Consider the following 22713-nt stretch of genomic DNA (forward strand, 5'->3'; position numbering starts at 1 on the left):
TACGAGCGCCGGTCAACGGCGCTCGATCGGCTCGATCACTTGCAACGCCAGGTTGCCTTTGTGCGAGCCCATCTTGACCTTGAAGGCCGGCACGCCGTTGGCGCGCATGATCATCTCTTCCGGCATCTCGACCGGGATCACATCCCCCGGCTGCATGTGCAGGATGTCGCGCAGGCGCAGTTGACGACGAGCCACCGTTGCGCCGATCGGCACGTCGACGTCGAGCACGTCCTGGCGCAGGGCGTTGACCCAGCGCTCGTCCTGGTCATCGAGGTCCGACTGGAAGCCGGCGTCGAGCATTTCGCGCACCGGTTCGATCATCGAATACGGCATGGTCACGTGCAGGTCGCCGCCACCGCCATCGAGTTCGATGTGGAAGGTCGACACCACGATGGCTTCGCTCGGGCCGACGATGTTGGCCATGGCCGGGTTCACTTCCGAGTTGATGTACTCGAAGTTGACTTCCATGATCGCCTGCCAGGCTTCCTTCAGATCGACGAACGCCTGCTCCAGCACCATGCGCACCACGCGCAGTTCGGTCGGCGTGAATTCACGCCCTTCGATCTTGGCGTGCCGGCCGTCACCGCCGAAGAAGTTGTCCACCAGCTTGAACACCAGTTTGGCGTCGAGGATGAACAGCGCGGTGCCGCGCAGGGGTTTGATCTTGACCAGGTTGAGACTGGTCGGCACGTACAGCGAGTGCACGTATTCGCCGAACTTCATCACCTGCACGCCGCCGACCGCCACGTCTGCCGAGCGGCGCAACATGTTGAACATGCTGATGCGGGTATAGCGGGCGAAACGCTCGTTGATCATTTCCAGGGTCGGCATGCGTCCACGGACGATGCGATCCTGGCTGGTCAGGTCATAGCTTTTGACGGTGCCGGGTTCGGCAGCGTTTTCGGTCTGTACCAGACCATCGTCGACGCCATGCAACAGCGCGTCGATCTCATCCTGGGACAGCAGGTCCTGCACGGCCATGTCGTGTTCCTACTGCAGTACGAAATTAGTGAAAAGCAACTGTTCGATCACCACTTTGCCGAGCTCTTTCTGCGCCACTTCCTGCACGCTGGCGGTGGCTTTCTGCCGCAGCATTTCCTGGCCGACCGGCGACGCCAGGGTCGCAAAGTCCTGCCCGGAGAACAGCATGACCAGGTTGTTGCGGATCACCGGCATGTGAACCTTGAGCGCATCCAGGTCCGCCTGGTTGCGCGCGAGCATGGTGATGCTCACTTGCATGTAGCGCTGGCGACCGTTCTGGTTGAAGTTGGCTACAAAGGCTGGCGCCATCGACTCGAAAATCGCTGGCTGCTTGCCGACGGGAGCAGTTTGCGCCTCGGCGGCGGCAGGCTTGCTCTGAGCGCTGTGCATGAAGTACCAGGTCGCCCCCACGGACACACCGATCGCCAGCAGCAAGGCCACCACGATCACGATAATCAGCTTGAGTTTGCCTTTGGTTGCGGGGTCTTTTACTACTGCGTCGCTCTTCGCCATGCCAATAATCCGTCACTATTCGGGTTTTCACAGTCGCACGGCAAGGCAAGAGCAAGTGTTATGCCAGAACGGTTGGGAGGGGGGATGGGTGGACAGACGCCTTTTTGAAGAGCGCCGCCAAACAAATGTGGGAGCGGGCTTGCTCGCGAATGCGTTGTGACAGTCAACATCAATGTTGAATGTTAAACCGTATTCGCGAGCAAGCCCGCTCCCACAGGGTTTGGTGTTTGATCAGGCGTAGTAGTCGACCGCGCTGGAGCCGATCACGCTGGTGGTGTTGGCAGTCACTTCAGCGACGCTGTGGGACAGGTCGTCATCCATTGAATCGAGGCGACCACCGCTCGCATGGCTGCGACCGCTTTGAGCCTGCTGGTTTTGACCCTGGTTTTGCGAACCCCGGGACTGGTCCGAAACGTTGACGTCGACCTGCCCCATGCCCTGCTGCGCAAACATGTCGCGCAAGCGATGGACCTGGCTGTCCAGCGCCTCACGGACTCCCGGATGCGCACTCATGAACGTGACCTGGGTCTGCTGGTCGGGAACCATGTTCACCCGAATGTCCAGGCGCCCAAGCTCTGCGGGTTGCAACTGGATGTCCGCCGCCTTGAGGTTGGCGCTGGACAGGTACATGACCCGGTTCACCACCTCTTCGGTCCACCCGCTCTGATGCATGGCGATCGGCTGGTTCACCGGCAAGGCATTGGCGGTCTTCGGCGTGGCCACCTGGGTCAGCGCTGCCAGGCGGTTGGCGAAATCGTCGACACGGGTGTCGCTGCTGGCGGACTTGAGATCCTTCAGGCCGTCATCGATCAAGCCACTGAAAGCCTTGTCGTCGCCCTTGCCGGTGCTGCTCTTGTCACCCTGAACATCCAGCATGGCCGCCATGCCGGCGGCAAAGTTTTGCGCCGGCGTCAGTTCACCGTCAGCCTGGGCTTGCGCCTGTGTCGGTGCAGACTTGGGCTGCGCCTGGCTGGACGCCGATACGTGACCGCTCTGCTCCATCGCCAGGCGCACCGCCGGCAATGCGTCGAGCGGATCGGCTTCGGGATCGAAATCGCCGTCAGTACCGGTCGGCGCCACAGCGCTTGCAGCAGCGTTTGCAGCCGTGATCGCCGCTTCAGCGGCGGGCTGCGCCGCATCGGCCACGGCAGGCGTTGTCGGCGCTGGTGCAGGCACCACTGGCTGTATGGCTTGCTGCAATGCGGGATCAAGCGCCGGATCGAGTGGCACCGTATCGACGACCGGCGCCGGGTCGGCATCCGACGCGTCATCGCTGGCCGCGTTGTCGTCAGCCTGCACCGGCTTGTCGGCAGGCAAGGATTTGCCGCCATCGGCAACCAGCGGTTCTTCGGCGGCAGGCGTGTCGTCGCCAGCGCCTTGTTTTGCGGCGACATCGGAGGGTTTGCCACGACTCGTCCTGGACGAGGCGTCCGCTGCTGCATCGGGCTTGCCCTGCGCCTGATTGGCGTAGACACGAGCGAAGCTTGCGGCCTTGTCCCCGGGCTCAGCGGTCTGCGCCGGAGGATTGGCGTTGGCGGCTTGAGTCTTGGCCTGCCTGGAGGCCTTAAACAGAATATCGGGGGTAACGGGCATGAAACGGTCTCCGCTGCACGGGGCTCGTAAGTACAGTTGAATGATTGACTGCAAAGGTCGAGCCAGTTTCACTCGAAAGAGAACGAATGCAGCGTATGCTCAGATTTTTGCCGGGCAACGCTGTCGTTCAGCTTCGTACAGAGGCCGGATACCGGCGAACTCCTGGTCGATTTCGCGCACCAGTTCCTGCACGTCGGTGCCTGGCGAACTACTGGCCTGTTGTTCGAGCTGGTGGCAGAGCGCGGTCAGCCTGACCGCCCCCATATTGCTGCAGCTGCCTTTGAAGCTATGGGCTGTTTCTACGAGCAGCGTGGCACTGTCAGCCGTTCTCAAGACGCTCAGGCGCTCTTCGGAGTCCGCAAGAAAGATATCCAGCAGGTCCGGATAGCCATCTTCCATCACTTCCCGCAATGCACTCAGCACGTCGCGATCCACATGTGTCTCGTCCACTTGCTCACTCCTTGATCAAGAATGCGCGAATTATGCCAGAGCCTCCCAGATAAACTCCACGCGTGCACTTCGACCATCGTCGGCCCAGCGGGCATTACGCCCCAACTGACGGATCAGACTGATCCCGCGTCCCGACAGGCGGATGTCATCCAGAGGCCTCTGCATCACCCGTTCGACATCGAAACCCTTGCCACTGTCTTCGATGTGGATGGTCAGGCAACCGCCGTCGTCCGTTGGCGCCACCTGCAAATGCAGGCGTACATAGCCGTCCTGAAGCTGGTCCAGCCGCGTATTGCGCTCCTGGTAATATCGCGCAAAACCCGAGGCATTGCGCTTGAGGCTCGAATCGAGCCCCAGAACGCCATGCTCCAGGGCATTGGAATAGAGTTCCGCCAGTACGCTGTAGAGCGCACCGCTCTGCGCCCGAAGACCATGAACTTCCAGCAGCAGCTGCAGCAGATAGGGCAATGGATTGAAACGCTTGAGCGTGGCGGCGCGAAACTCGAAACTTACCGACCAGTCCAGCGGGCAGGACTGACCGCTGTCGGAGTAGACCAACGCTGGCGCAGCGATCTGCGCCGGCTCCAGCAGGCTGATCTCGACCATGCTGACATCGTCGCGCGCTTCTCCGCCGAAATGGCGCAGTGCCTGCTCGATCTCTTCGAACAGCGCATCTGGTTGGCGGTTGGCGGCAAACACCTGCTGCAAGCGCTGCGCGCCAAACAACTGGTCATTGGCGTCGCAGGTGTCGATCACCCCATCGGACAGGAGAAACACCCTGTCTCCGAGCGCCATGGGGAACACCTCAGTGCGCTCATCGAAGGATTCCGGGCTCAGCACCCCCAAGGGCAGGTGCCGTGCCGGAAGAGGCGTTCGCTCGCCACTCGCCATGCAATGCAGATAACCGTCCGGCATGCCACCGTTCCAGACCTCCACCGAGCGACGCTGAAAACTCAGGCACAGCAAGGTGGCACAGCAGAACATGTCCACCGGCAGGATGCGCTTGAGCTTGGCATTCATCTCCCGCAGGGTTTCCGCCAGGCCATAGCCCTTGGCCGTCATCCCGTAAAACACTTCGGCCAGGGGCATCGCCCCCACCGCTGCGGGCAGGCCATGGCCGGTGAAGTCGCCCAGCATTACGTGCATGTCTCCGGCCGGCGTGAACGCGGCCAGCAGCAGGTCGCCGTTGAACAGCGCATAGGGCGATTGCAGATAACGGATGTTCGGTGCGGCATTCAGGCAGCCGGAGTGTGCCACCTTGTCGAAAACAGCCTTGGCCACACGCTGTTCGTTGAGCAGGTAATCATGGTGCCGGGCGATCTGGTCACGCTGTTGCAGTACGGTATCCTGCAATCGGCGCAAGCGATCCATCGCCTTGATCTTGGCTGCAAGAATCACCTGGTTGTACGGCTTTGCCAGAAAGTCGTCACCGCCAACCTCCAGGCAACGGGCCAGCGCTTCGCTTTCGGACAAGGACGTGAGGAAGATGATCGGCACCAGGGTTTCCCCGGCCAGGGCCTTGATCTGCCGGGCTGCCTCGAAGCCGTCCATTACCGGCATCATGGCATCCATCAACACCAGGTGCGGTGGTTGCTGGCGAAACGCCTCGACCGCTTCGGCACCGTTGGCCGCCGTCAGCACTACGTGCCCCTGGCGGCGCAGGATGCTCGACAACAGCAGGCGATCGGCGGCGCTGTCCTCGGCAATCAGGATCGTCAACGGCTCCAGTGATTGCATGGCAATCAACTGATGTCGAACAGCTTGTCGAAGTTGGAGATGGCGAGGATCTTGCGCACATCGGTACTGCTGTTGACGACGCGGATATCGGAGTCGTCGCCACCGGCGTGATCACGCAGCAGAAGCAGCATGCCCAGGGCCGAGCTGTCGAGGTAAGTGGCGTCTTTCAGGTCGACCACAACCGAACTCGGCACTTTCCCGTCGGCACGCTCATAGGATTCCCGAAATTCCTGATGCTTGGCGAAATCGAAGCGTCCCTTGACCGATATCGTCAGCTTTTGCCCATCCGGAGAGACTTCTGTAACGACTGACATTTCATGGCTTCCTTGTCATTGGTAAACCTGCTTGTACAAGGTTTAGCATTTGGTAGAGGTTGGAGCAAGGCGGGAGGTTGTGGTGGCGATGGTCGTCAATCGTATCGCTGTACACCTGACAACCCCGTGCGCTCTCGGGTTCATCGCGAGCGAGCTCGCTCCTACAGGTGATCCTGCCGTGGCAGGCGCTGGGACAACTCATCCAGCAATTTCTGTTCGCGCCGGTCTTCAAGCGCCCGCGCTTCATCGGCATAGCGCTGAACCAGCTTGCGCAAGCCTTCGACCCGGGCAAACGCCTGCTGCCAGGTTTCCCGGGCCTTGTTGAGGTTGTTCTGATGCCAGGCCAGGCTTTGCCGCTGCTGGTCGATGGCCGTGCCCAGTTGCGCGAGAAAGCCCTGATAGCCCAGCAACCACTGACCCGAGACACCGCTGCTGCCGCGTACGATCCATTGCTCCTGATAGTCGAGGCGGAAGGCTTCAAGGTCGGCGAGTTTGCTTTCGGCTACCTTCACCTGCCCCTGGAAATACCCCAGGCGTTGCACGGCGGTTTTCTCGGCCTTCTCGGCCATTTCCACCACCGGCGCCAGCCGCCCTGCCCGACTCTGGGCCATGACCGCTTAACCGCCCGCCGCGGGCGCGAAAATCGAGGCGAGATACGCTTCGCTTTCGCCCAGGCTGATGCTGTCGTTGAGGCCCTGGCGCAGGTATTTGACCAATTGCGGCTGCAGGGAAATCGCCAGATCGGTTTCCCGATCGCCGCCGGCGACATAGGCGCCAACGCTGATCAGGTCGCGGCTCTGCTGATAGCGCGACCACAACTGCTTGAAATACTGCGCACGGGTCATGTGTTCCGGCGACACCACCGCCGGCATCACCCGGCTGATGGATGCCTCGATATCAATGGCCGGGTAATGCCCTTCCTCGGCCAGGCGCCGGGACAGCACGATATGCCCGTCGAGCACGCCCCGCGCCGAGTCGGCAATCGGGTCCTGCTGGTCGTCGCCTTCGGACAGTACGGTGTAGAACGCAGTGATCGAACCGCCGCCCTTCTCCGCGTTACCCGCCCGCTCCACCAGCTTCGGCAGCTTGGCGAATACCGACGGCGGATAGCCCTTGGTCGCCGGCGGCTCGCCAATGGCCAGGGCGATTTCCCGCTGGGCCTGGGCGAATCGGGTCAGGGAATCCATCAGCAACAGAACGTTCTTGCCCTTGTCGCGGAAATACTCGGCGATGCGCGTGCAATACATGGCAGCGCGCAGGCGCATCAGTGGCGCATCGTCCGCCGGGGACGCCACGACCACTGATCGCTTGAGGCCTTCTTCACCGAGGATGTGCTCGATGAATTCTTTAACTTCACGCCCCCGCTCACCGATCAGCCCGACGACGATAATGTCGGCCTCGGTAAAGCGCGTCATCATCCCCAGCAACACCGACTTACCGACACCGGTACCGGCAAACAGGCCAAGCCGCTGGCCACGACCGACGGTCAACATGCCGTTGATGCAACGGATACCCACGTCCAGCGGTTCGCTGATCGGTTCGCGCTTGAGCGGGTTGATGGTCGGGCCATCCATGGGCACCCAGTCTTCGGCCTTCATCCCGCCCTTGCCGTCCAGGGCACGACCGGCACCGTCGAGCACCCGTCCGAGCATGCTCATGCCCATGGGCAGGCGACCGGTATCGGCCAGGGGCACCACTCGGGCACCGGGGGCAATGCCGGCGACACTGCCGACTGGCATCAGGAACACTTTACTGCCGGAGAAGCCCATCACCTCGGCTTCGACCTGCACCGGGTGATAGCTGTCGTCGTTGATGACCATGCAGCGGCTGCCCATGGCGGCGCGCAGGCCCTCGGCTTCGAGGGTCAGGCCGACCATGCGCAGCAGGCGGCCTTCGAGAATCGGTGCGCCTTCCAATTGCGTGGCCTCGGCATAACTGCCCAGGCGCTTGGCAAAACTGGTGCGTTCAAGGCGCATCGGGGATGTCCGACGCGGGCTTGCTTTCGATCGGCAGTTCCAGGCTGACGTCCGGCGCAGCCGGGTGCAAGGCCTGCTCGTGCAACTGATCGAACAGCTTGTCCATCACTCGCGCGACGCGGGTTTCCACCGTCGCGTCGATGCGGCTGTGTTCGGTCTCGACCCGGCAACCGCCAGGCAACAAGGATTCGTCCTCGACGATGCGCCAGGTTTCTTCATGGCGTTCGCGCAGGGCTTTGACCTGTTCGAAATCCTGCGGATTGATGTACAGCCGCACATTGCCCACGCCCAATGGCAGAAGCTTGAGGGCATCGCGCATCACGTGTTCGATCTGTGTCGAGTCGATGGCCAGTTCGCGCTGGATCACCTGCTTGGTGATGTGTTGCACGAGGTCGACCAGGGACTTTTCGATCTGGGTGTCCTGCTCGGCGATGGGCTCGAACAGGTGGCTCATCAATTGCTCCAGCGCCGCGATCTTGGCCGTCAGGGCCACTTCGGCTTCCTGGCGGACCTTGAGCGTGGTGCTGTGGAATCCTTCTTTCTCACCCACCGCGAAGCCTTCGTTGTAGGCTTCCTGGCGAATGCTCTCGAGCTCTTCGAGGGTCAGTGGCTGGACTTCCTCCAGCGGCACTTCCTCCATTTCCGGCGGTTCGGGTTCCGGCTCCGGTTCCGGCTCGGGTGCTGGCGGGTCGAAACTGGGCAGCGCCCAGGTATCGAAGCCACTGACATCCCTGGCCCGGATCAGGTCAGTGGGTGCATCATCATTCTTGACCATGGTGTTAGATCATTTCCTCGCCGCCCTTGCCGCCGAGAACGATCTCTCCGGCTTCGGCCATACGGCGGGCGATAGTGAGGATTTCCTTCTGCGCTGTTTCCACGTCGCTGACGCGCACCGGGCCCTTGGCTTCCAGGTCGTCGCGCAACAGCTCGGCCGCACGCTTGGACATGTTCTTGAAGATCTTTTCCTTGACGCCTTCGTCCGACCCCTTGAGGGCCAGCACCAGCACATCGGAGGACACTTCGCGCAGCAGCGCCTGGATCCCGCGGTCGTCGACATCGGCCAGGTTGTTGAACACGAACATGAGGTCTTCGATCTGACCGGACAGGTCTTCGTCGACTTCGCGGATCGAGTCCATGAGCTGGCCTTCGATCGAGCTGTCGAGGAAGTTCATGATGTCCGCCGCACGCTTGATGCCACCCAGGGTGGTGCGCGAGGCATTCGAGTTGCCGGAGAACTGCTTCTCGAGAATCTGGTTGAGCTCTTTGAGGGCCGCTGGCTGTACGGTGTTCAGCGAGGAGACCCGCAGGATGATGTCCAGCCGCACCTTGTGGTCGAAGTTGCCGAGCACTTCACCGGCCTGGTCCGGATCGAGATAAGCCACCACGATCGCCTGGATCTGCGGGTGCTCATAACGGATCACGTCGGCGACGGCACGCGGCTCCATCCACTTCAGGCTGTCGAGGCCGCTGGTGTTGCCACCGAGCAGGATGCGGTCGATCAGGCCGTTGGCCTTGTCTTCGCCCAGGGCCTGGGTGAGCATTTTGCGCACATAGTCGTCGGAGCCGACGCCCAGACTGGTCTGGTCGCCGACGATATCGACGAACTCGCTCATCACCTGCTCGACCTGCTCGCGGTGCACATTTCCCATCTGGGCCATGGCCACGCCTACGCGCTGAACCTCTTTGGGGCCCATGTGGCGCAGCACCTGGGCCGCGTCGGTGGAGCCCAGGGACAGCAACAGGATCGCGGCCTTGTCGACCTTGGACAGTTTGGCGGCAACGGCTCGGTTATCACTCATCTGCGTTAATCCACTCTTTCACGACCTGGGCCACACGACCCGGATCTTCGGCCACCAGACTCTTGATTGCGTTCAACTGAGCGTCATAGCCTTCGCTCGGGCTCGGCAACAGAATGCTTTGCGGGCCGCCGAGGCTGACGCGGTCGTTGGCCAGCTCGCCGTCCAGGCCACCCATGCCACCCAACTCGACGTCGCTGCCGATGCCGGCCAGCTGCTTGCCCTTGCCGCCGCCAGTGATGTTGTTGAGCACCGGACGCAGCACACCGAACACCAGCACCAGAATGAACAGCACACCCAGCACTTGCTTGACGATGTCCCAGAACCACGGCTGGGAGTAGAACGGAATATCGGCAATCACTTCACCGCGCTCGGCGGAGAACGGCATGTTGATCACGCTGACACTGTCACCACGGCTGGCATCGAAGCCGACCGCATCCTGGACCAGGCGAGTGAAGCGCGCCAATTCATCGGCGCTCCAGGGCGCACGGGTGGTTTCGCCGTTGGCCGGGTTGATCTTGACCTGATCATCGACCACCACCGACACCGACAGGCGATTCAATCGGCCCTGCTGCTGCTTGGTATGGCTGATGGAACGGTCGAGCTCGAAGTTCTTGGTCGATTGCTGACGCTTGTCCGCCGGGTACGGTGCGAGCATCGGCTGGCCGGTGGCCGGGTCCATGATCTGCTGGCCGTTGGCATCGATCAGCGGCTGGCCTGGTTGCACCATGCCGGCCGACGCGGTCGCGCCACCGGTGGTTTGCGGCGCGGAAGCCGGCGACGGCGGCTGGTTGCTCAAGGCCCCCGGCACACCTTGCGGGCCATTGCTGGCGGTACGTTGTTCGTTGACCGATTGCTCGCTGCGCAACGCCGGTTGATCCGGGTTGAACTGCTCGGAAGTCGATTCGACCGCACTGAAGTCCACATCGGCGGACACTTCGGCTTTATAGCGATCGTTGCCCAGCACCGGCTGCAGGATGTTGTGCACACGCTGGGTGAGCATGCTTTCCATGCGCCGGCTGTAGTCGAATTGCTTGCCGGCCATGGTCAGTTCGGAGTTCTCCGCCTGATCCGACAGCAGGTTGCCTTTCTGGTCGACAACGGTGATCTGCGACTTGCTGAGTTCGGGAACGCTGGTCGCCACCAGATTGATGATCGCAACGACCTGGCCTGGCTCCAGGGAGCGGCCGGAATAGAGCTCAACCAGGACCGAGGCGCTCGGCTTGCGCTCATCGCGCACGAACACCGAACTTTTCGGGATCGCCAGGTGCACACGGGCGCCCTTGACGTTGTTCAGGGCGGAGATGGTACGGGCCAGTTCGCCTTCGAGGCCGCGACGATAGCGGGTCGCTTCCATGAACTGGCTGGTGCCCAGCCCCTGTTCCTTGTCGAGGATCTCAAAACCGATGTTGCCGTCGCTGGGAGTGACACCAGCGGCCGCGAGCTTGAGCCGCGCACGGGACAGGTCATCGGCCTTGACCAGCAAGGCACCGGAATTGGGTTCGACGGTGTAGGGAATATCGGCAGAGGCCAGGGTATCCATGACCTGCTTGGCGTCCATACCGGCAAGGCTGCCGTACAGTGGCCGGTAGTCCGGCTGCTGGGACCACAACACCACGGCAAAGCCAATCGCCACGCTCGCCGCCAGGCCGACCAACAGGCCCACCTGACGCAACATGGTCATCTCGGAGAGGTTTTCCAGGAAGGACAATCCGAACAGCGGCGGCTTGCCGTCTATCGGAGTGGCCTTGGCCGGAACGTTATCGGCGACTGCTTCTGCCATGACTCAATCTCGTCCTTTAAACAGGCATCTGCATGATGTCTTGGTAGGCCTGAACCAGCTTGTTGCGCACCTGGGTCAATGCCTGGAACGACACACTGGCCTTCTGCGAAGAAATCATCACGTCTGTGAGGTCGACACCGCTTTTGCCGATTTCGAAGGCGCTGGCCAACTGAGTGGAAGCCTGTTGGGTGTCGTTCACCTTATTGACGGCCTGGCCGAGCATGTCGGAAAAACTGCTGCCCGCCACTTCAGGGACGGCCGTCGATTTCGGCGCAGACATGGCGTCCATTTGCATGGCACGCATATCCAGCATCAACCGATTGAATTCAATACCTTGGCTCATGGTTTCTCTCTTAGACGACCCGCAATTTTTTGACACTCACTCGGCGGGTAATGAGGTGTTAGCAACAAGGGTGCCAGCTCTTCCCGGACTCCACGCAATTCTCTGTAGGAGCTGGCTTGCCAGCGATGGTCGTTAACGATAACGCGGGGGCGCAGGATAAACGCGGCGCTCTTGTGTCCATCGCGAGCAGAGCTCGCTCCTACAGGAACAGGCCCAGGTATGGGAACCAGGGATCAGGTAGCGAACAGATAGGCTTCCACGTCCATACCGGCATCGCGCATCTGCGCCAGCTTGTAGCGCAGGGTGCGCGGGCTGATGCCCAGGCGCTCGGCCGCCTCTTTGCGACGGCCGCGTTCGGCGCGCAAGGTATCGATGATCATCTGGAATTCACGGCGCCGCAGGTCATCGCCCAGCGCACCGGCCGACTCGGCCTCGACCTCCACTGGACGCACCGGCGCCTGCGTCAACGCAGGCAATGGAGCGCAGGCCACCGGCCCGGCCAGGCAGAAATCCTGCGGCTGGATCAAGCCGCCCTGCTGCAAGATCAGCGCGCGCTGAATCGCGTTGTCCAGTTCGCGCACGTTACCCGGCCACGGATAACCGATCAGGCACGCCTGAGCCTCGGGTGACAACCTGGCGGGCGAATGCTTCATTTTATTGACGTGCCTGGCCAGCAGACGCTCGGCCAGCGGCAGGATGTCGGCGGTGCGCTCGCGCAACGGACGCCAGGCAAGAGGAAACACCGACAGGCGATAATAAAGATCCTCGCGAAAGCGCCCCGCCGCCACTTCTCCCGCCAGGTCACGGTTGGTGGTCGCGACCACGCGAATATCCAGCGTGATCGGTTTGCGTGCCCCAACCCTTTCGACCTCGCGCTCTTGCAGCACCCGCAGCAATTTGGCCTGGAGCCCCAGGGGCATTTCGGAAATTTCATCGAGCAGAATGGTGCCGCCGTCGGCTTGTTCGAACTTGCCGGCTTGCGCGGCAATGGCGCCGGTGAAGGAGCCTTTCTCGTGACCGAACAAGGTCGCTTCGAGCATGTTGTCCGGGATCGCTGCGCAGTTGATCGCAATGAACGGCTGATGGGCGCGATGTGAATGCTGATGGATGTAACGCGCCAACACTTCCTTGCCCGTGCCCGACTCACCCGAGATCAGCACCGTGGAGTCGCTGCGTGCGACCCGCGCCGCCAACTCGAGCAATTGCGCACTCGCCGGCTCGAACGCTATCGGCCCTTCGCCCTCGGTCGGGCCGAGACTGCCCAGGGCATGCCGCCCCACCAGATCGAGCAACGCCTTGGGTTCGAATGGCTTGACCAGGTAGTCCGCTGCGCCCTGGCGCATCGCGTCGACCGCACGTTCGACCGCACCGTGAGCCGTCATCAGCAGCACAGGCAACTGCGGCTGGCGCGCTCGCAGCATGCCAAGCAACTGGTGGCCGTCCATGCCCGGCATGTTGACGTCGCTGACCACCAGGCTGAAAGCCTCGCCGCCAACAGCCGCCAGCGCCTCTTCGGCCGAACCCACTGCCTTGTAATCGTGCCCCGCGAGCAACAGCGTATCAGCCAGTGCCTCGCGCAACGCGCGGTCGTCCTCGACCAGTAAGACCTTGATCCCCATGTGCGTCACTCCGCTCCTTGAGCACTGCTGAACAACGGCAGGATCACCTGCGCGCAAGTACCGCGACCGAGCCGCGAGCGCAACTGCAATTCTCCCTGATGCGCACGCGCCACCGCCTTGACCACGGTCAGGCCCAAGCCAGTGCCGGTAGTCTTGGTGGTGAAAAAGGGTTCGCCCAGGCGCGCCAGAACGGCGGCATCGATACCGCAGCCACTGTCACTGACGCACAGGCGCAGGTCGTTGCCACGGGAATAGAGGTGAACCTTGAGGCGCAATTGACCGGCGCTGGCCTGAATGGCGTTTTCGATCAGGTTGAGGATCGCGCCGACCAGCGTGTCGCGATTGCACAGCAAATCCCCGGAGTGACTGTCGCACTGCCAGCGGATCGGCAGATCCTGCACGTGGGTCAGCGCAGCCGCCTGCAACGACTGCATCAGTTGAGCAGGGGTCACGCGATCGGTCAGCGGCAACTCGCCACGGGCGAACACCAGCATGTCACGCACCTGATGCTCCAGTTCGTGCAGGCGTTCCTTGAGGCGCCCGGCAAAGCGCTGCTGGGTAGCGACCGGCAGCTCCTGCTCGGTCAAATGGCTGGCGTACAGCAGCGCGGCGGACAACGGCGTGCGAATCTGATGAGCCAGTGAAGCGACCATGCGTCCCAGCGACGACAGGCGTTCATGACGCGCCAGTTGATCCTGCAGGTGGCGGGTTTCGGTCAGGTCGTTGAGCAATACCAACTGGCCAGGCTCGGCATCCAGTGAGCGCGTGGCGATCGACAGGCGCCGACCATCCTTGAGGGAGACTTCATGACCATCGTCTTCGCGCGGCGCAAAACAGCGAGCAATGACATGGCGCCACAACTCACCTTCCAGCGGCAAACCCAGCAACTCGCACGCCGCCGGATTTGCTTCGCGCACGATGCCCTGGGCATCAATGACGATGACACCGCCAGGCAACAGATCAAGGAGGTTTTGCAGGCGATTGGCCAGGCGTTCTTTTTCCGCCAGCTCTTGCATGCGCTGAGCGCTGACCACCGCCAATTCACCCTTGAGCTCGGTTACCCGGGCTTCAAGCATGCTGTAGGAGTCGGTCAACTGACTGGACATCTGATTGAACAGTGCGAATGCCTGCTCAAGACCCGACCGGCTCGCCTGCTCTACGGACGACGATTGCCCCGGAGCATCAGGAACAGGAGACATCTGGGCGGCTTGGGGCATCGTGCTCTCTCGCTTGGCTGACCGTCAGTGAAACGGAACGTTGCGAGGAACGTAGCAATACCCGTGCCTAAAAAAAACTTCTTGCAAATGAACAAGTTGAAAAACAGGCGTCAATCATCCGCCTGTTCGTCTCCATCACGACGGCTCATGCCGTACTTGCGCATCTTTTCCACCAGCGTGGTACGACGGATACGCAGCCGCTCGGCCGCGCGCGCCACAATACCATTGGCATCGTCCAGCGCCTGTTGAATCAACCCTTGCTCCAGGCCACCGAGGTAGTCCTTCAGGTCCAGGCCCTCGGGAGGCAACATGGCGTTGGCCGTGAAGTCCGGCGTATGACCGTTGATGGCCACGCGCTCTTCCAGATCGCTGCGCAGGCTGTCGACCATCTGCTCGTCTTCATCGTCGACGTAGCGGAATTTCTTCGGCAATTCGACCACGCCGATCACCCCGTATGGATGCATGATCGCCATGCGCTCCACCAGGTTGGCCAGCTCGCGGACGTTGCCCGGCCAGCCATGCCGGCACAGCGACATGATCGCTGCCGAGTTGAAACGGATCGAACCGCGCTTCTCGTGCTCCATGCGCGAGATCAGCTCGTTCATCAGCAGCGGAATGTCTTCGACGCGCTCACGCAGCGGCGCCATCTCGATCGGGAACACGTTCAGGCGGTAGTACAGGTCCTCGCGGAAGGTGCCGATCTCGATCATGCTTTCGAGATTCTTGTGGGTCGCGGCAATGATGCGCACGTCGACGCTCTGGGTCTTGTTGCTGCCCACGCGTTCGAAGGTGCGCTCCTGCAACACGCGCAACAGCTTGACCTGCATCGGCAGCGGCATGTCGCCGATTTCATCGAGGAACAGGGTGCCGCCATTGGCCAGTTCGAATCGACCGGCGCGGCTGGTGATCGCCCCGGTGAAGGCGCCCTTCTCATGACCGAACAGTTCGCTTTCCAGCAACTCGGCCGGGATCGCCCCGCAGTTGACGGGCACGAACGGCGCCTCGCGGCGCTTGGAATGGTAATGCAGGTTACGTGCAACCACTTCCTTGCCGGTACCGGACTCACCGAGGATCAGCACGCTGGCATCGGTATCGGCGACTTGCTGCATCATCTGGCGGACGTGCTGAATCGCCCGGCTGGTGCCGACAAGGCTGCGGAAAAGATTGGGTTCGCGATGACGACCGCGCTCGCGGGCCTGGTCGTACATCTCGCGATAGACCTGGGCACGGTGCAGCGAATCGAGCAACTTGCTGTAGCTGGGCGGCATTTCGAGGGTTGAAAGCACTCGACGACGCTGGTCTTCCGGCAGGTCAATGGAAGAATTATCGCCCATTAACAAAACCGGAAGGAACTCATCCCAGCTCGAGAGTGTCTTAAGCAAGCCCAGTAGTGCACCAGGAGCATTGACGGTCCCGATGAGGACACAGATCACTTCACGACTAGACGACAAAGAGCCGACAGCCTGCTGCCAGTCATGGCTACCGCAGGGTAAATTTTCTTCACCGAGAAAATTCAAGATCACCGCCAGGTCGCGGCGGCGGACGCTATCGTCATCAATCAGCAGAATTTTGGTTTCACGCCACATGCAATAGCAACTTCCCTAGTCAACTCAATGCCCAAAATGCTGGGGCAAGCTAGACGCTTGCAGACACGTTATGCCTGAAGACGACTGAAATCTGGAACCAGCCACTAGTTAAGTCAAAAAACCGTGCACAGTCAAATTTATGGCGCACATATCTGGATTAACCTGGGGTTAATTAACCGAACAGATGGTAAACCTTTGCCGCGTTTTGCGCTTGGGTGATCTGCGACATTTCATCGACTATTGCCTGCCTTTCCCCCATCGCCACCTCAAGCAGCTGTTTGTAGACAAACAGCAACTCCTCAAGATTGCTACGCAGAACCTCTTCGTCCAGCGAAGCCTCGCTCAAGACGTCTTCCATGCACGAACGGCAGTCGAGGTCCAATTGACCGATGGCCTCCCAGTCGCGCTCGGCCAAAGCACCGACCAGCGCTTCACGAGTTTGTTCTATTCGCTGCAATACAAGACTCATGGCGATCTCCCTAGAACTGCGGGCCTGGCTCAGCAATGCCGTCCCAGCCTTCTTTGACCGTGCGAAGCAACCCCGCGACTTCATCGAGAATCTTCGAGTCGCTGCTGATGTTCGCCTCGGCCAGGCGCTTCATCATATAGAGGTAAAGACTGTCGAGCTCGCCCACGGTATCGGCGCAATTTTCAAGGTCCAGGCCTTCACGCAGGCCACCGATGATGCCGATCGCCTTGCTGATCGACACACACTTGCCGGGAGTGTCCTTGCGCTCCAGGGCGCCTTTGGCCTGAGCGATACGGTCCAGGCCACCTTCCATGAGCATTTGCACCAAACGATGCGGACTCGCTTCGGACGTCTGGGCGTGCGCGCCCACTTTCTGATACTGCCGAAGGGCTAACATTGGATTCATGTTCTACCTCATTACCACAATGACTCGTATGAGCAGTGTATCGTCCGCGCGCCAAAAAACTTTAGATCAAAAGACAAAAACCCGGCACACGCGAAAATGCGTAGCCGGGTTTTTGTCGTCAGTTCATGACTAGCTGTTGGCCTTCTGGGCGTTCAAGGACGTGAAGAACGAGGTGATGTTGGTCGCCGTCGCTTTCATTTGTCCGACCAGAAGGTCCATTGCGTTGTATTTGGCGGTCAGCGTCTTGGTCATGTTCGCGACACGCAAGTCCAGCGCCGATTGCTGGTTCGAAAGGTTCTTGCTCAAGCTCTGCAGGCTGGTATTGCGCTGATCGAGCAAGCCACCGGTCTGCACATAAGGCTTGATTGCCGTGCCCATGCGCGCCAGCAGGCCGTTGGTAGCATTGGTACCGTTGAACAACTGCTGCACCTGGCCGCTCATGCCGTTGATGGCCATCGTCTTGTTGAACTCTGTCGAATCGAACGCCAGGTTGCCGGTTTTCTCGTTCGTCAGCACGCCGAGCTGCGACAGCACGGCCAACGGACCGCCCGCCCCGGGAGCCGTCAGCACACCACGGATATCGGAAATCAGCGTGCGCGACATCGAGTCACCGGTAAACGCCGCCTGGACCGTCAGTTTGCCATCGGCATCCGCTGTCGCCTTGGACAGGGAATTGATGGTGTTCATCAGGGTGTTGTAGGAATCGACGAACGACTGGATCGATGTTTGCAGACCGGCGGTATTGTTCGCGACGGTAATGGTCGCGGCAGCCGGCGGCGTACCCGGGCTCACGGACGCCAGGTTCAGGGTCAAGCCACTGACTGCGCCGGTAACTGTATTGCTCTTGCTGGTCACTGCCAGGCCATCGATGGTCAGCGACGCATCCATCGCAATCCCGTTGACAGCCCCGGAACTTGAAGCCGAAGGGTTAGCGCCCATCGGCTGGGTACCGTCGATGGCAAGGCCGGCGATACCGCTGACCACAAGGTCGGAACCCGCGCCGGTCTTGCTGGAACTGATCACCAGGCGCGACGCCCCAGTGCTGTCGGTCACGATGTTGGCGGAAATACCATTGCTCGCCTGCGCAGAGTTGATGGCATCGCGGGTGCTCTGCAACGTCGCATTGGCTGGAATCGTGACATTGTAATCAGTGCCATTCTGACTGATTTTCAAGGTACCACTCGGAATGGCACTGGCGGCACCGCCGGCAAAAGCGGCACTGGCGACTTTCGAGCCGGTGGCCAGGTTATTCACAACAACGCTGTAGGTACCGGCAACGGCGGTGTTGTCGGAAGTTGCACCCAGGATCGCCGGGGTACCCGAAGTGGCGGTATAGCCCGCAAACGCAGGAGCGGTCTTGCTACCGAGGTTGGTCAGCGCCGTCTGAAAGGCCGTCAGTGCGCTTTTCAGGGAACCGACACCGGAAATCTTCAGCGTGTTGGTTTTGGTCTGAGTATCGATCTGCGTCTGCTTCGCCGATTTGTCGGCGTTGACCAGCGCAGTAACGATCGCACCGATATCCAGGCCAGAGCCTAAGCCCGAACCCGGTAAAATTGGACTTGCCATTTTTAGTCTCCCTTCTGGTTGCTGCCACTCTTTTGACCAATACCTGCGCCCAAGAACGTACAAACACTATTCATGCCAGCTATCAAACTTTGGCGTTGAACAATACATGGCTCGCATTGCTCAGGCTTTCCGCCAGCTTGAGGGCCTCTGCGGAAGGGATCTGTCGCACGACTTCGCCCGTTTCGCTTGCAATCACTTTGACGACGACCTTTCCGGATTGCTCGTCTATCGAGAACTCCAGATTGCGCTTGATCGACTGCACAAACTTTTCGATCTGCTGCACCGCCTGCTTCAGGTGAGCGTCATCGGCATCGGGTTTCTTGTCCGCCACTGGCGTCGCGCTGACGGCTTCTGGCTTTTCCGGCGCTTTATCCGAGACGGTGCTCGCTGGCTGGGGAGCCGGATAAGACACGCCAAGCTTTACGCTCATGTCCATGCCCATCACCTCTTAACGTAAAAAGCGAGAGAGCGTGACAAGCACCCCCCCCCGCTCAAACTCATTCCGAAATTACTGAAGCAGCTTCAGTACAGCGGAAGGCAGTTGGTTGGCTTGAGCCAGAACCGAAGTGGAAGCCTGTTGCAGGGTTTGCTGCTTGGTCAGGTTCGCGGTTTCTGCGGCGAAGTCGGTGTCTTGTACACGGCCTTGTGCAGCAGTGGTGTTTTCCACGATGTTCTGCAGGTTGGAGATGGTGCTGGTCAGACGGTTCTGCGAAGCACCCAGGTTTGCGCGGGTGGCGTTGATCGATGCCAGAGCGGCGTCGATAGCGGTGATCGCGTTGTCGATGTTGGCAGACAGGGTAGCGGAAGTCGCGCCGGTCAGAACAACAGTACCGCTGCCTACGGACAGGGATACGGCGTCGAACTTGGAGCTCAGCACCAGGTCGATGCGGTTGGCCGAGCCAGTGTTGGCGCCAACTTGCAGCTGCATGGTACCGGCCGAACCGTCCAGCAGGTTTTTGCCGTTCAGGTTGGTCGAAGCAGAGATACGAGTGATCTCGTCAGACATCTGAGCGAATTCGGAGTTGGTAGCGGTCTGGTCAGCAGTGCTGTTGGTACCGTTACGTGCTTTAACAGCCAGTTCACGCATACGCTGCAGGATGTCGGTCGAAGCTTGCAGAGCGCCTTCAGCGGTCTGGGCAACGGAGATACCGTCGTTGGCGTTCTGTACTGCCTGGTTGCCACCACGAATCTGTGCAGCCATGCGAGTTGCGATCTGCAGGCCAGCGGCGTCGTCCTTGGCGCTGTTGATTTTCAGGCCGGAAGACAGGCGCTGCATCGAAGTCGACAGTGCGTCGGAGGCACGGTTCAGGTTCTTCTGAACGTTCAACGACGTAGTGTTGGTGTTTACTGTTAAAGCCATGACGAATTCCTCGTTGGTTGGGTACTGCGGCTTCCGGCCCTGGCAACCGCCGGGTATGGCCTAGAGAACCTTCGTAATAGTTATCGTCGGCTTGGCAGGTTGCTTGAGGGCTTTTTTCAAAAAAATTGCCATCACCCTGCCACCCCCGAGAAAACAAGGGCTTAGCGCCCCTCAACCGCGAAAAAATGACGCCATAAAACTGTCCACCCCACAAACGCCCGTGCCAAAGCTGTCGCCGCCGCTCAGGCAGGTACTTTTTCGAGCAATTCGATCAACTCGTATTCCATGAAGTCGGCGAGCCCCAGCCAATCCTGGCGCTCCTGACAGGCCAGCATTTGCCTGAGCAGCAACGCCCAGGCCTGCTGAACATCCTGAGGCGTGCGCGCAAACAGCCGCTGCGCCTCATCGAACAGATCAACCATGTTCAATGCCGCTTCGACATCGCGCCCCAGGCGAAACAGCCCTGCGCACTGCCGGTACTCATCGATGCCTTTGTCTTGAGGCGTCATTGCACGAAATCCTGATTGAATTGCGTACCGGCAATCATCGCCCCGGCCCGGCTGCTGTTGAAAAACAGCACCTCGGGATGCCGGGCAATGTAACGCTCGAGCTCGCACAGGTAACTGCGGAAATTCAATTGCGTCTTGACCTTCTGCCCATGACCATCGTGCACCCAGTGCCTGGCCTGGTTCACCGGCGGCCCCAGATCACCGTCATTCCAACCGGTATGGGTCCTGTTCATCGGAAAGGAAAAGTCCGCACCGAAAAGCGTGATGCGCGGGGCCCCCATCTTCACGGCCAGATCGACCGCCGGATGGATCACGCTGCCGCTGACGTAGAGCTGCGCCCGCGGGTGTTGCTCACGCAACGCGGCGTAGACCGGGCTGGCGGAATAACCGCCAAAACGCTTGCCTTTCCAGGCCTTCAGCATCTGTGGGTCGCTCAACGGCAGGTACACCAGCGGAATGTCTTCGGAGTCCTCGCCCGGCAAGTGCAGAACGCCGATGCGCTGATCGATGCTCACGACCAGGTCAGGTTTGATTCCGTGCTCGCGAAGAGGCCTGTAGGCGGTATCCACACTGATGAACAGGGGGCGCGGCGTTTGATTGCGCACGGCGGCCAGGCGCTCGAAGTTCCCTTCAAGGCTGGGCCCGGTGCCGATCACATAGATTTCACGCTCGCAACAAGTGCCGAACAGCTGCGCCACATCATCATCGGCGAGCAGCACTTCGAGGGTGTCCTGCAAGCGCTGCTGAATGACGGGAGACTGCGGGTCGAAATCACGATTGTTGAAACTCAAGTGCACTTCGCTGACCAGGCGATCACGAATCTTCGCACTGAAGTCATCCGCCAGCAGCATTTCGGCCGGCAACGCAAAAAACGGGGTGCAGATGTCCGAAAGATCACCGGCATACAGCAGCTGCACGCGCGGATCGCCCAGCCACTGGCGTTGATCGATCAGTTGCAGCACCAGTGCGAAAAGCGCGCCGTTGAGAATATGGACATAGAGCTTCTCGAGCCCTGTGCGCTCGAGCAGCACCGAAGGCAGATCCCCGAAACCGGTGCCGTAGACGTGCAGTTGCGGCTTGTCTGGCGCCAGGCTGGCGGCCTGCAAGCGGGCCTCGCGCAGGCGATCATGGCGGCTGGTGAGCTGGATGCCACCCACGCACAATGTCGAGTCCCGCCCTTCGACCAGTTCGACCTCGATGGCCAGGCGATCTTCCGTTTTCAGTCGCGCATACAGCGACGGCCAGCGCCGCTGGATAACCTGAGCATTGTCTTCAAAGCATTCGCTCATGCTACCTCGCATTCCCTACAAGCAAAAAAGCGCTCAAGGTTAACCCTTGGGCGCTTTTTTGTACCGGCCTTTTTTATTAAAAGACTTTCACTCAAGGACGATAGATGATCGCCGAACCCCATGACAGTCCCACTCCGAAACCGCTGAGCGCAACGCGCTTCCATTCGGAGTCGAGAATATGCTTTTCCAGCAGTAATGGAATGCTCGACGACACCGTGTTACCGGTCTCGACCATGTCCTTGATGAACTTCTGCGGGCACTCTTCGAAGCGCCGTGCGACCGCATCGACAATCGCCGCGCTGCCCTGGTGAATGCAGAACGCGTCGATGTCGTCGGCGCTCAGTTGCGACTCGCCCAGCAACTCGTGCAGGTGCGCCGGCACCTTGAGCAGTGCGAAGTTGAAGACCTGGCGGCCGTTCATGAAGAACACGCCGTCGCTGACTTTCAAATGGGGAGCGCCGGCCCCGTCGGTGCCGAACTTGGCCTTGCCCAGTGCCCAGGTCGGGTTTTCACCCATCCAGGTCGCAGTGGCGGCATCGCCGAACAGCATGGTGGTGTTACGGTCTTCCGGGTCGACGATCTTCGAATACGGGTCGGCAGTGATCAGCAGGCCGTTCTTCAGGCCAGCGGCCTCCATGAAGCCCTTGATCGCATAGATGCCATAAACGTAACCGGAACAGCCCAGGGAAATATCGAACGCGGCGACGCTGGTCGGCAGGCCGAGTTTGTCCTGCACGATGGCCGCGGTATGCGGCAGGCCTTCTTCGTCACCGTTCTGGGTGACGACAATCAGCGCATCGATGGATTCACGTTTCAGATCAGGGTTGCTGGCAAACAGCGCATTGGCCGCTTCAACGCACAGATCGGAGGTTTCCTGATCAACGCCTTTGCGCGGCAGGAAGGCCGAACCGATCTTTCCCAGGATGAATTCTTCATCCTTCTCGAATTTTGCACCTTGTGCGTAATTGTCCACGCCGGCTACAGGAACGTAGCTCGCAATGCTTTTTATGCCAATCATTACGGCTTCCCAATAATAAACAGCCCAATACCACCGCTCGCAAGGAATCGAGGGGCGCCGACAAACCTGGATTTCCATCGCCCCAAGGCGACGGCCGGGAAGCGTCAAGGGCTATCACTGAACCCGATAAAGGGTCAGGGGCCATCTTCCCGGTCAATACAATACAGTGAAGATGCCCGTTCTGACTC

At 60.4% G+C, this 22713-nt stretch carries 23 protein-coding genes; all 23 read right to left on the reverse strand.

The features are described from left to right. Positions 1 to 12 precede the first annotated feature (12 nt). Positions 13 to 981 carry a flagellar motor switch protein FliM gene (fliM, locus tag ACLD1X_RS19365; RefSeq protein ID WP_057398369.1) on the reverse strand — a complete coding sequence of 323 codons (969 nt, stop codon included), beginning with the start codon at positions 979 to 981 and terminating at the stop codon, positions 13 to 15. 9 nt (positions 982 to 990) lie between these two features. Next, a complete protein-coding gene (gene fliL / locus ACLD1X_RS19370) occupies positions 991 to 1494 on the reverse strand; it encodes a flagellar basal body-associated protein FliL (RefSeq protein ID WP_429370365.1) in 504 nt (167 codons plus the stop codon). A 231-nt stretch (positions 1495 to 1725) separates the two neighbouring features. Beyond that, positions 1726 to 3087 (reverse strand): flagellar hook-length control protein FliK, encoded by a 1362-nt coding sequence (locus ACLD1X_RS19375; protein ID WP_429370367.1) that lies wholly within the window; start codon positions 3085 to 3087, stop codon positions 1726 to 1728. Between the two features lie 99 nt (positions 3088 to 3186). After that, positions 3187 to 3537 carry an Hpt domain-containing protein gene (locus ACLD1X_RS19380; protein ID WP_429370369.1) on the reverse strand — a complete coding sequence of 117 codons (351 nt, stop codon included), beginning with the start codon at positions 3535 to 3537 and terminating at the stop codon, positions 3187 to 3189. A 30-nt stretch (positions 3538 to 3567) separates the two neighbouring features. Next, positions 3568 to 5274 (reverse strand): ATP-binding SpoIIE family protein phosphatase, encoded by a 1707-nt coding sequence (locus ACLD1X_RS19385; protein ID WP_429370371.1) that lies wholly within the window; start codon positions 5272 to 5274, stop codon positions 3568 to 3570. Between the two features lie 5 nt (positions 5275 to 5279). Next, the gene (locus ACLD1X_RS19390; RefSeq protein ID WP_429370373.1) at positions 5280 to 5588 is read right to left on the reverse strand and encodes an STAS domain-containing protein; all 309 of its coding nucleotides are present in this window, start codon (positions 5586 to 5588) and stop codon (positions 5280 to 5282) included. A gap of 161 nt (positions 5589 to 5749) precedes the next feature. Then, the gene (gene fliJ, locus ACLD1X_RS19395) at positions 5750 to 6199 is read right to left on the reverse strand and encodes a flagellar export protein FliJ (RefSeq protein WP_429370375.1); all 450 of its coding nucleotides are present in this window, start codon (positions 6197 to 6199) and stop codon (positions 5750 to 5752) included. 6 nt (positions 6200 to 6205) lie between these two features. Next, the gene (gene fliI / locus ACLD1X_RS19400) at positions 6206 to 7564 is read right to left on the reverse strand and encodes a flagellar protein export ATPase FliI (RefSeq protein ID WP_111280635.1); all 1359 of its coding nucleotides are present in this window, start codon (positions 7562 to 7564) and stop codon (positions 6206 to 6208) included. After that, entirely contained in the window at positions 7554 to 8339 is a 786-nt protein-coding gene (gene fliH / locus ACLD1X_RS19405) for a flagellar assembly protein FliH (protein WP_429370378.1), read from the reverse strand. The genes fliI and fliH overlap by 11 nt, the downstream gene beginning before the upstream one ends. A 4-nt stretch (positions 8340 to 8343) precedes the next feature. After that, positions 8344 to 9363 (reverse strand): flagellar motor switch protein FliG, encoded by a 1020-nt coding sequence (fliG, locus tag ACLD1X_RS19410; RefSeq protein ID WP_007983391.1) that lies wholly within the window; start codon positions 9361 to 9363, stop codon positions 8344 to 8346. Beyond that, positions 9356 to 11143 (reverse strand): flagellar basal-body MS-ring/collar protein FliF, encoded by a 1788-nt coding sequence (fliF, locus tag ACLD1X_RS19415; protein ID WP_429370380.1) that lies wholly within the window; start codon positions 11141 to 11143, stop codon positions 9356 to 9358. The genes fliG and fliF overlap by 8 nt, the downstream gene beginning before the upstream one ends. Positions 11144 to 11159: 16 nt before the next feature. Next, positions 11160 to 11486, reverse strand: coding sequence for a flagellar hook-basal body complex protein FliE (gene fliE, locus ACLD1X_RS19420; protein ID WP_008021337.1), 327 nt, complete (start codon positions 11484 to 11486; stop codon positions 11160 to 11162). A 233-nt stretch (positions 11487 to 11719) separates the two neighbouring features. Beyond that, a complete protein-coding gene (locus ACLD1X_RS19425) occupies positions 11720 to 13105 on the reverse strand; it encodes a sigma-54-dependent transcriptional regulator (protein ID WP_429370383.1) in 1386 nt (461 codons plus the stop codon). A gap of 5 nt (positions 13106 to 13110) precedes the next feature. Further along, positions 13111 to 14304, reverse strand: coding sequence for a sensor histidine kinase (locus ACLD1X_RS19430; protein ID WP_429370504.1), 1194 nt, complete (start codon positions 14302 to 14304; stop codon positions 13111 to 13113). Between the two features lie 128 nt (positions 14305 to 14432). Further along, positions 14433 to 15908 (reverse strand): sigma-54 dependent transcriptional regulator, encoded by a 1476-nt coding sequence (locus ACLD1X_RS19435; RefSeq protein WP_429370385.1) that lies wholly within the window; start codon positions 15906 to 15908, stop codon positions 14433 to 14435. A 172-nt stretch (positions 15909 to 16080) separates the two neighbouring features. Beyond that, positions 16081 to 16377 carry a flagellar protein FliT gene (locus ACLD1X_RS19440; RefSeq protein WP_429370387.1) on the reverse strand — a complete coding sequence of 99 codons (297 nt, stop codon included), beginning with the start codon at positions 16375 to 16377 and terminating at the stop codon, positions 16081 to 16083. A gap of 10 nt (positions 16378 to 16387) precedes the next feature. After that, a complete protein-coding gene (gene fliS / locus ACLD1X_RS19445) occupies positions 16388 to 16783 on the reverse strand; it encodes a flagellar export chaperone FliS (protein WP_429370389.1) in 396 nt (131 codons plus the stop codon). 129 nt (positions 16784 to 16912) lie between these two features. Beyond that, on the reverse strand, positions 16913 to 18349 hold the full coding sequence (fliD, locus tag ACLD1X_RS19450) for a flagellar filament capping protein FliD (RefSeq protein WP_429370391.1): 1437 nt from the start codon (positions 18347 to 18349) through the stop codon (positions 16913 to 16915). A gap of 82 nt (positions 18350 to 18431) precedes the next feature. After that, a complete protein-coding gene (locus ACLD1X_RS19455) occupies positions 18432 to 18785 on the reverse strand; it encodes a flagellar protein FlaG (RefSeq protein ID WP_429370393.1) in 354 nt (117 codons plus the stop codon). Between the two features lie 72 nt (positions 18786 to 18857). Further along, on the reverse strand, positions 18858 to 19709 hold the full coding sequence (locus ACLD1X_RS19460) for a flagellin domain-containing protein (protein ID WP_429370395.1): 852 nt from the start codon (positions 19707 to 19709) through the stop codon (positions 18858 to 18860). A 242-nt stretch (positions 19710 to 19951) separates the two neighbouring features. Further along, positions 19952 to 20218 carry a hypothetical protein gene (locus ACLD1X_RS19465; RefSeq protein ID WP_429370397.1) on the reverse strand — a complete coding sequence of 89 codons (267 nt, stop codon included), beginning with the start codon at positions 20216 to 20218 and terminating at the stop codon, positions 19952 to 19954. Continuing rightward, the gene (locus ACLD1X_RS19470; protein WP_429370399.1) at positions 20215 to 21507 is read right to left on the reverse strand and encodes a motility associated factor glycosyltransferase family protein; all 1293 of its coding nucleotides are present in this window, start codon (positions 21505 to 21507) and stop codon (positions 20215 to 20217) included. Before ACLD1X_RS19470 ends, ACLD1X_RS19465 begins: the two co-directional genes overlap by 4 nt. 91 nt (positions 21508 to 21598) lie before the next feature. Further along, complete coding sequence (locus ACLD1X_RS19475; protein WP_429370401.1) at positions 21599 to 22525, reverse strand: ketoacyl-ACP synthase III; 927 nt, start codon at positions 22523 to 22525, stop codon at positions 21599 to 21601. Positions 22526 to 22713: the final 188 nt, after the last annotated feature.

Origin of the sequence: Pseudomonas sp. 18173 (assembly GCF_050432945.1) — a bacterium.
In the GTDB taxonomy this organism is placed as follows: domain Bacteria; phylum Pseudomonadota; class Gammaproteobacteria; order Pseudomonadales; family Pseudomonadaceae; genus Aquipseudomonas.

Coding starts and splice junctions, on each gene's coding strand:
- fliM (WP_057398369.1), bottom strand. CDS start 981: ATGGCCGTGCAGGACCTGCTGTCCCAGGATGAGATCGACGCGCTGTTG.
- fliL (WP_429370365.1), bottom strand. CDS start 1,494: ATGGCGAAGAGCGACGCAGTAGTAAAAGACCCCGCAACCAAAGGCAAA.
- ACLD1X_RS19375 (WP_429370367.1), bottom strand. CDS start 3,087: ATGCCCGTTACCCCCGATATTCTGTTTAAGGCCTCCAGGCAGGCCAAG.
- ACLD1X_RS19385 (WP_429370371.1), bottom strand. CDS start 5,274: ATGCAATCACTGGAGCCGTTGACGATCCTGATTGCCGAGGACAGCGCC.
- ACLD1X_RS19390 (WP_429370373.1), bottom strand. CDS start 5,588: ATGTCAGTCGTTACAGAAGTCTCTCCGGATGGGCAAAAGCTGACGATA.
- fliJ (WP_429370375.1), bottom strand. CDS start 6,199: ATGGCCCAGAGTCGGGCAGGGCGGCTGGCGCCGGTGGTGGAAATGGCC.
- fliI (WP_111280635.1), bottom strand. CDS start 7,564: ATGCGCCTTGAACGCACCAGTTTTGCCAAGCGCCTGGGCAGTTATGCC.
- fliH (WP_429370378.1), bottom strand. CDS start 8,339: ATGGTCAAGAATGATGATGCACCCACTGACCTGATCCGGGCCAGGGAT.
- fliG (WP_007983391.1), bottom strand. CDS start 9,363: ATGAGTGATAACCGAGCCGTTGCCGCCAAACTGTCCAAGGTCGACAAG.
- fliF (WP_429370380.1), bottom strand. CDS start 11,143: ATGGCAGAAGCAGTCGCCGATAACGTTCCGGCCAAGGCCACTCCGATA.
- fliE (WP_008021337.1), bottom strand. CDS start 11,486: ATGAGCCAAGGTATTGAATTCAATCGGTTGATGCTGGATATGCGTGCC.
- ACLD1X_RS19425 (WP_429370383.1), bottom strand. CDS start 13,105: ATGGGGATCAAGGTCTTACTGGTCGAGGACGACCGCGCGTTGCGCGAG.
- ACLD1X_RS19430 (WP_429370504.1), bottom strand. CDS start 14,304: ATGTCTCCTGTTCCTGATGCTCCGGGGCAATCGTCGTCCGTAGAGCAG.
- ACLD1X_RS19435 (WP_429370385.1), bottom strand. CDS start 15,908: ATGTGGCGTGAAACCAAAATTCTGCTGATTGATGACGATAGCGTCCGC.
- ACLD1X_RS19440 (WP_429370387.1), bottom strand. CDS start 16,377: ATGAGTCTTGTATTGCAGCGAATAGAACAAACTCGTGAAGCGCTGGTC.
- fliS (WP_429370389.1), bottom strand. CDS start 16,783: ATGAATCCAATGTTAGCCCTTCGGCAGTATCAGAAAGTGGGCGCGCAC.
- fliD (WP_429370391.1), bottom strand. CDS start 18,349: ATGGCAAGTCCAATTTTACCGGGTTCGGGCTTAGGCTCTGGCCTGGAT.
- ACLD1X_RS19455 (WP_429370393.1), bottom strand. CDS start 18,785: ATGGACATGAGCGTAAAGCTTGGCGTGTCTTATCCGGCTCCCCAGCCA.
- ACLD1X_RS19460 (WP_429370395.1), bottom strand. CDS start 19,709: ATGGCTTTAACAGTAAACACCAACACTACGTCGTTGAACGTTCAGAAG.
- ACLD1X_RS19465 (WP_429370397.1), bottom strand. CDS start 20,218: ATGACGCCTCAAGACAAAGGCATCGATGAGTACCGGCAGTGCGCAGGG.
- ACLD1X_RS19470 (WP_429370399.1), bottom strand. CDS start 21,507: ATGAGCGAATGCTTTGAAGACAATGCTCAGGTTATCCAGCGGCGCTGG.
- ACLD1X_RS19475 (WP_429370401.1), bottom strand. CDS start 22,525: ATGATTGGCATAAAAAGCATTGCGAGCTACGTTCCTGTAGCCGGCGTG.